The following is a 5588-nucleotide window of genomic DNA, read 5'->3' on the forward strand; positions in this document are numbered from 1 at the left end:
CGACCCCCTGCCCCGCCTGTCCTGCGACGCCACGCCGCTCGCGGCGATGCAGCAGGTCAAGGCCCCGATCGCGGGCCTCGTGGCCTACCGCGCCAGGCTGGGCGACCAGGTGCGGACCGGCGACGTGGTGGCCACCGTGATCGATCCGCTGGGACAGAGCATCGACGTGCTGGCCGCGACCGACGGCCTATTCTTCGCCCGCCACAGCCAGACCTGCGCCTGGCCCGGCAAGATCATCGGCAAGATCGCGGGAAAGGTGCCGCTCGCCGACCGCACGGGCCATCTCCTGACCGACTGACCCGCGCCATCCGCCCTCGGCGCGTCGCAAGGTCATGCCGGGACGACATCAGCACAGCTTCGTCCCCAGCGGCACCGCACCGTCCGGCACGCACAGCACGACGTCGCCGTCTTCGTTGTGAAACCCGGTCACCAGGCATTCCGACCGGACCGGGCCGATCTGCTTGGGCGGAAAATTCACCACCCCCACGACCAGCCGCCCGGCCAGGGTCTCGGGCGTATACAGCCTGGTGATCTGCGCGCTCGATTTCCGCACCCCGATCTCCGGCCCGAAATCGACATGCAGGATATAGGCCGGCTTCCGCGCCGCGGGAAAGGCCTCCGCCTTGACGATCCTGCCGACCCGCAATTCCACCTTCGCGAAATCGGCCCAGGAAATCTCATCAAAACCTTGGTCCATGGCTATCGGCCCCGCCAGCTTTGTTCACCCTGCCGAAACATTACCCCATCGCGACGTCCATGCCGAGCGACGAAATCCGCGTAAGTCCCCGCACCAGCCTCCGGGAATGGACCAAGCATCGGACTACCAATAGATCGCAATATGCGCTAGGCAACTTACTGTAACAGATGACGGCCAGTACGGTGAACAGCTTCAAGCCCGCGAACGGAAACTTGCTCCGGGTCGAATCGATCCAGACGAATGTTACGTCCAGGGAAGCCATTCTTCATCGCGAAATCGCCCGCCTCATGAGCGAACGGGACGAATTGCGGGCCACCTGCGCGGCCTTCGAGGCACGCGAAACACAATTACAAACCGAATGCGGCCGCCTTTCCGCCCTCGATGCCGAATGCCAGGCGCTTCGGGCCGACAACGCCACGCTCCAGGCTCTCATCACCGCCCTGTACGATTCCACCTCATGGCGCCTTACCCGGCCCTTGCGCCGCGCCATCACACTGCTGCGCGGACTGTCGGACACCGGGCATGCCGAACAACCGATCCTGCCGCCCGCCATCGATTCCAAACCCCCGCCCCGCTCCGAGGATACCATGCCCGCAACGCGGGCCGAGCCGCCCGCAGCCCCACCCCTCGTGCCCGCCACCCGCGGTCACATGCTCGTCGTCGCGGACATGCTTCCGCTCTATGACCAGCACTCCGGCGGCCTCCGCATGCTGGGCATCATCGACATGCTCGCCGAGCAGGGCTGGCAGATCATTTTCGCTTCGGCGACGCACCGCGACGCGCTCCCTGGCTCAGCCGGAACGCCGTCCGGCCGGACGCAATACGAGGACGCCCTGCGCGAACGGGGAGTCACGCGCATCCTCTACGGGACCGAGGAAATCACCCCCTGGTTCCGCGACCCGTCCACGCGCCTCGACCGGGCATTCCTGTCCTTCCCCGGCGTCGCCATGAATTTCATGCCGCTGGTGCGCCTGCATTTCCCCGAGGCCATGGTCGTCTTCGACATGGTCGATTTCCACGGCCTGCGCCAGGAGCGGGAGGCCCAGTTGCTGGGCGACGAGAAAAAACACGCCGAGGCGCGCCGCATCCGCGATACGGAAGTCGCCCTTGCGCTCGCCGCCGACGTCACGCTCGCCGTCACGGCCGAGGAACGGGATGCCATGCTGGCCATCGCGCCGCGCGCCTGCGTCAAGGTGCTCCCCAACGTCTTCGACGCCCCCGCGGCCGATCCGCCGTGCGTCACGGACCGCAAGGATCTCTTCTTCATCGGCGGGTTCTGGCACAAGCCGAATGGCGACGGCGTGCATTGGTTCGTCCGCGAGGTCTGGCCGCTGATCCGCGAAACCCTGCCTGATGTGCGTTTCACGATCGCCGGCTCCAACATGGACAACGACATCCTTGCTCTGGGCCAGGTCCCTGGGATCGACGTGGCCGGCTACGTGCCCGACGTGCAGCCCTATCTCGACAGCCATCGCATCTTCGTCGCCCCCTTGCGTTACGGCGCGGGCATGAAGGGCAAGGTCGGGCAAAGCCTGGCGGGCGGCCTGCCCGTCGTCGCCACGACGGTGGGGGCCGAGGGCATGGGGCTGGAGGATGGGGTCAACATCCTCGTCGCCGACGACCCCGCTTCATTCGCCGACGCGGTCATCCGGCTTTATCGCGACGACGCCCAGTGGACGCGCCTGTCCGCTGCCGGCCGCGACCATATCCTGAATACCCTCTCGCGCGACGTCGTGCGGAAGATCCTTCAGGATGCGCTCGATGGATAGGGTCCTCGCCGCCGGCATCTACATGTCCGACAGGCCCAGCACCGTCGCCCATGTCAGCTACCGCCTCGCCTGCGCGCGCGAAAACGACGTCACGCAGCGATGGATCGCCCTCGCCCCCGACGGTCGTGGCCGCTTCGACCATCCCGGCACCATTTTCGTCGCAACCGCGCCCGCACCGAAATTCGCGCTGCTGAACCGGATCCTGGCCGACGCGCACGGCTTCGACTGGGTCATCATCGCCGACGACGACATCGAACTCGCCGAGGACGCGGTCGACCGCCTTCTGCACCATGCCAGGACGTACGACCTGGCGCTGTGCCAGCCGGCCCGCACCGCCGACAGCTTCACCGACCATCCGATCGTCCAGGAGCTTCCCGGCGTCACCGCGCGGCGGACCCGCTTCGTTGAAATCGGCCCATTCGTCTGCATCCGGCGTGACGCCGCCAGGCTGCTGCTGCCGTTCGGCGAGGATTGCGCGATGGGATGGGGCCTCGATTTCGTCTGGCCCGTCATCATCGAAAATGCGGGCCTGCGCATGGGAATCGTCGACGACGTCACCATGGCCCATCGTATCCGCCCGCCCGCGCAGCATTACAGCCACAGCACGGCTCACACGGACATGTACCGGCTGCTCGCCCGCAATCCGCACCTCACGCATGACGACGCCTTCTCGGTCGTGGAAATCTTCACGTGACGGCACCTGAAATCTCCGCGATCCTGACGACGCACAACCGCGCGCATCTCCTGCCGCGCGTGCTGGACGGCCTGCGCAACCAGACCCTGCAGGCCAGCCGATTCGAAATCGTCGCCGTCGATGACGGCTCCACCGACAACACGTGCGACGTCCTCGCGTCATGGCGCAATCGGCTCCCGATCCGCGTCCTCTCGCAGCGCGCCGCCGGCCTCGCCGCGGCAAAGAATCTCGGCGTGTTCGCGGCCCGCGCCCCGGTGGTGGTTTTCCTCGACGATGACGACGTGGTCATGCCGGATTTCCTGTGCATGCATCTTTCCGTCCATCTCGCCCATCCGGGCATCGAGACCGCCGTTCTCAGCCGCACGGTCCTCGCCCCCGAAATCGACGTCCTGCCGGTCATGCGCCACGTGACCCGCAGCGGCATGCAGCTCTTCTCCTATGACTGGATCCGGCCGGGACAGATCCTGGGCTTCCGCGAATTCTGGGGCGGGCGAAGCTCCTGCAAGCGTTCCCTGCTGGTACGGCACGGCGTCTTCCATCCCGCGTTCCGCTTCGGGTGCGAGGACATCGAACTCGGCTGGCGCCTCTCCCGCCACGGCCTGCGCGTCATCTACGAACCCGAAGCCTGCGCCGTGATGATCCGCGCCCTCTCCTTCGATCAGTTCTGCGACCGCTCCTACCGCCAGGGCCGTTCGCAATATCTGTTCGCCACCCTGCACCCGGACCGGGCGATCCAGGATTATTGCGAGATCGACGACGCCGTCGCCGCCTGGCGTCGGGACTGGTCCGGGTATGCACGCCATCTGCGCCGGACCCGCAAGCTGGAGGCCCTGACGCTCGCCCGCCAGGCCGCCGACCTTCCCGTTCACGATGAACTTCAGCAGGCCCTGGACGCTGCCTATCGCAGGGCGTTCTTCCTCTCCCGCGCCAAGGGCGTGGTCGACGCCATGACGGCAGATGCCAGGCGCCCGCCGCCGCCGGCGCCCGTGGCCCTGATGGAGTACGGCCATGACTCCTGACGACCGGCCGGATGGACAGTCCACGCTCTATGACCGGTCCTTCTACAAGGACCAGGCTCAGGAGAGCCTGACATCGGCCCGCATGGTCCTGCCGGAACTGCTTCGCCACCACCCGGCACGGTCGGTCGTGGATGTCGGCTGCGGCGTCGGTTCCTGGCTGCGCGCCGCCATGGAATGCGGGGCCACGCGCGGCCTCGGCATCGATGGGGACTATGTCTCGCGGGAACAACTGCTCGTCGCGCAGGACCTGTTCCTGCCGGCCGATCTTGCCGCCGCCGGACTCGTCGACACCATCGCCGCGCGCATGACGCCCCGCTTCGACCTCGTCACCTGCCTCGAAGTCGCCGAACACCTGCCGTTCGACCGTTCGGAAAGCCTCGTCGACGACCTGACCCGCCTCGGAGACGTCATCCTGTTCTCGGCGGCCATTCCCTATCAGCACGGAACGGGCCACATCAACGAACAATGGCCCGAATTCTGGGCCCTTCTGTTCCGCCGCAAGGGCTTCCGCTGCTTCGACATCCTGCGCGACCGCTTCTGGTCTTCCCCGGACGTCAAATGGTGGTACGCCCAGAACATGCTGGTCTTCGTGCGTGAGGACAGCGAAGCCTTCACGCGATTTCCGGCGGACGCGCTGGACCGTCCCCTGGCGCGCATCCATCCCTCGGCGTGGCTTGCCACGATCCTCTATCACTGGCGTCCCTATCGGGCCGCGGCGCGAGGGCTGGAAGAAGACGATTTTCTCGCCCTCACCACCGCATGGGCCACCGGCGTCAACCGGCTTCCCGACCTGAAGACGCTCACGCGGCGCAGCGACGACCAGGATGCGGAAAAGGACGCGTTCCCCTTCACCCGCCTCGTCATCGCCGATCCGGAGGCCAGGATCGCGGCGCGCGAAGATGCGCTGGCCGCCGAACGACGGAATGCTGCAGAGAGCGCAGCCAAAGCCCGCGAGACGGAAGACGCCCTTACCGCCGCCCTCCAGCGCGCCGAACGCGACCTCGCCGAAAAAACGCTGCAGGCCAGCCACGTTTCTGCCGCCAATGCCAGCCTGCACACGCAGGTCCGGCGTCATGTCGAGCAGCTCGCCGCGATCCCGCGATTGCAGGATGCGCTGGCCCGGCGAAAGCGGGAATACGATACCCTTCTCGCGGCGCATGCGCGGCTGGAGCACGAGATCGCCGCGGCACGCGACGAAACCGCCACCCTTCGCGCCGCGTGCGCCCGGCTCGCGCAGGAGCGCGATGATATCAGGCGATCCACCTCATGGCGCATCACCTGGCCCATCCGTGCGCTCAAGCGGCTGTTCGGCGGATAAGCGCTCCTGACGCCACCGCAGTCCGGCGTCAGGCATCGCAGGATGCCAGCCGACGCTCCTCGCGGCCGCCGGCCAGCACCAGCGCCAGCCC

The 5588-nt window shown here is 67.0% G+C and carries 6 protein-coding genes; 5 read left to right on the forward strand and 1 reads right to left on the reverse strand.

Features of this window, described 5'->3' with window-relative positions; genetic code table 11:
* Nucleotides 1–298: succinylglutamate desuccinylase/aspartoacylase family protein (locus tag HUK84_RS09355; protein WP_176640054.1), on the forward strand; the 298-nt coding region annotated here is incomplete at its 5' end.
* A gap of 48 nt (nt 299–346) precedes the next feature.
* On the opposite strand, the gene HUK84_RS09360 is transcribed toward HUK84_RS09355, so the two are convergent.
* Nucleotides 347–697: a tRNA-binding protein gene (locus tag HUK84_RS09360; RefSeq protein WP_176640055.1), complete on the reverse strand. Its 351-nt coding sequence runs from the start codon at nt 695–697 to the stop codon at nt 347–349.
* A gap of 167 nt (nt 698–864) precedes the next feature.
* Between HUK84_RS09360 and HUK84_RS09365 the strand changes: the two genes are divergently transcribed.
* The 4 genes from HUK84_RS09365 to HUK84_RS09380 are packed head-to-tail and all read left to right on the forward strand — an operon-like array spanning nt 865 to nt 5497.
* Nucleotides 865–2466 (forward strand): glycosyltransferase, encoded by a 1602-nt coding sequence (locus HUK84_RS09365; RefSeq protein WP_218064295.1) that lies wholly within the window; start codon nt 865–867, stop codon nt 2464–2466.
* On the forward strand, nt 2459–3160 hold the full coding sequence (locus tag HUK84_RS09370; protein WP_176640057.1) for a glycosyltransferase family protein: 702 nt from the start codon (nt 2459–2461) through the stop codon (nt 3158–3160). The genes HUK84_RS09365 and HUK84_RS09370 overlap by 8 nt, the downstream gene beginning before the upstream one ends.
* On the forward strand, nt 3157–4179 hold the full coding sequence (locus HUK84_RS09375) for a glycosyltransferase family 2 protein (protein ID WP_176640058.1): 1023 nt from the start codon (nt 3157–3159) through the stop codon (nt 4177–4179). Before HUK84_RS09370 ends, HUK84_RS09375 begins: the two co-directional genes overlap by 4 nt.
* Entirely contained in the window at nt 4169–5497 is a 1329-nt protein-coding gene (locus HUK84_RS09380) for a class I SAM-dependent methyltransferase (protein ID WP_176640059.1), read from the forward strand. Before HUK84_RS09375 ends, HUK84_RS09380 begins: the two co-directional genes overlap by 11 nt.
* The last annotated feature ends 91 nt before the right edge of the window (nt 5498–5588 follow it).

The sequence above is a fragment of the Nguyenibacter vanlangensis genome (assembly GCF_013376155.1).
Classification (GTDB): domain Bacteria; phylum Pseudomonadota; class Alphaproteobacteria; order Acetobacterales; family Acetobacteraceae; genus Gluconacetobacter; species Gluconacetobacter vanlangensis.